Below are 1,876 nucleotides of genomic sequence, written 5' to 3' on the forward strand. Positions count from 1 at the left end.
GGGGTAACTTGTTTGCATTTATTAACAGGAGTTAGTCCCTTTGATTTATATAGTCCGATGGAAGGGGAATGGGTATGGAGAGATTTTTTAAATGGGAATGTGGTAAGTGATGAATTAGGAAAGATTTTGGAAAAATTAGCAAGTCCTATTGCTAAATATCGTTATCAATCTGTTAAAGAAGTGATGCAGGATATCAATCCTATAAATCAACAAAATACTTCACAAATACCTATTAACCAAACATCTGTTAATATTTCTTCTCCATCTGTACCTAGTCGATATCAAAAACTAGAACAATTATTATCTACAGGTCAATGGAAAGAAGCAGATGAGGAAACAGCGCGGGTAATGTTAGCAGTAGCAAACCGGGAAAAAGAAGGTTTTTTAGATGCTCCAAGTATTGATAATTTTCCCTGTAATGACCTGTACACTATTGACAAATTATGGATCAAATATAGTAAGGATCGCTTTGGATTTTCTGTACAGAAACGGATTTATCAAAGTTTGGGGGGAACTAGAAAATATGATGAGAAAATTTGGATAGCCTTTGGTGATAGACTAGGATGGAGAAAGTTAGAAAAATGGAAGTATTACAGCGAAATTACTTTTGATATAAAAGCTCCCGAAGGACATCTACCGTGTCCAAGGATAGTCGGGAAATGGTATGTAGATTTAGATGAGAAGTTCTTCTCTCGCGTTGAGACTTGTGGACTGTAAAATTTAAAAATTACAGAAAAATATTAAGTCAGAATCAGGATAACCAGGATTAAAGGATGTACAGGATATTACCGTTAACCTACTAAAAAATAACAGAAAATTCTCTCTGCGTCCTCTGCGTCTCTGCGGTTCGTTCCTTCATAAACTTGTGCGTAAAACCTAGATCAAAAAAGCGATCGCCCTCATCACCCAAAACCTAAAAACCCAAACATTGACAACACAATGCAACTGCATTACTCTAAAAATAGAGTATAAACCTCAAAATTGTTATGGTTGTCAAACCCACACCATCCTCAGAGTCCACCCTAACAGACAGATATCAAACCACAATACCCGAACCCGTGCGTAAAGCTCTAGGCTTGGGTAAACGTGATAAAATTCGTTATGTGATTCAACCCGACGGTAAAGTAATTATTTCTCGCGTTGATCAAAAAGAAGAAGATCCAACATTGGGGGAATTTTTAAACTTTATTGCCCAGGATATACAAAAAAATCCTCAGCATTTACAATTAATTAAACCAGAATTAGTAACCCGTATTCAATCCTTAGTTGCTGATGTAGAAATTGATCTGGATACACCACTATCAGACGAGGATGAGTAAAATTGTCTGAAGATCAACCCTTAATACAACCCTTAATAATTAATGGATGGACTATATTTGCTCATCCCTTGTTTTTAGAACAGTTAGAAGCACTGATCACACAAGTAGAAAATTTACGTCAGAAATATCCTCAAGAATACAAACAAAAAAACGCCACAAAACGTTTAGCTGCTATATTCAAACTTGCATTTAACGTCATTCCTCAAGATCCAACATTAAACGATTATCGTCAAGGTACAACCTTGGGAGATGAATATAAACACTGGTTTAGAGCTAAATTTTTCAGCAATACCGATTATTTTTTAGATATCATCAACAGGGTAAAATCATTGTTTATACTTGGGTAAACGATGAAAACACCAAGCGAGCATATCAAAGTAAAACCGATGCTTATCGAGTATTCCAAAAAATGCTAGAAAGTGGCAATCCTCCAGATGATTGGAATGATTTATTCAACCCACATTCCGCACCCTCAACTGTCACAGATCAAAAAAGCCATTAAAGTAGTACATAATAACTAAAGGTAACTTAAAAGTTAAGAGGCTTAATGAGAGTAA

General features: G+C 35.6%; 2 protein-coding genes and 1 pseudogene. All 3 read left to right on the top strand.

Annotated features, from left to right (window positions below; translation table 11 throughout):
• Positions 1-717 (top strand): GUN4 domain-containing protein (locus tag H6F47_RS27190; protein ID WP_190651851.1); only part of this gene is annotated, 717 nt, incomplete at its 5' end.
• A gap of 269 nt (positions 718-986) precedes the next feature.
• A complete protein-coding gene (locus tag H6F47_RS27195; RefSeq protein WP_137668328.1) occupies positions 987-1,319 on the top strand; it encodes a type II toxin-antitoxin system PrlF family antitoxin in 333 nt (110 codons plus the stop codon).
• Between the two features lie 68 nt (positions 1,320-1,387).
• Positions 1,388-1,821: pseudogene (locus tag H6F47_RS27200) on the top strand (type II toxin-antitoxin system YhaV family toxin).
• Positions 1,822-1,876 lie beyond the last annotated feature (55 nt).

The organism is Sphaerospermopsis sp. FACHB-1094 (genome assembly GCF_014696195.1).
In the GTDB taxonomy this organism is placed as follows: Bacteria; Cyanobacteriota; Cyanobacteriia; order Cyanobacteriales; family Nostocaceae; genus Sphaerospermopsis; species Sphaerospermopsis kisseleviana.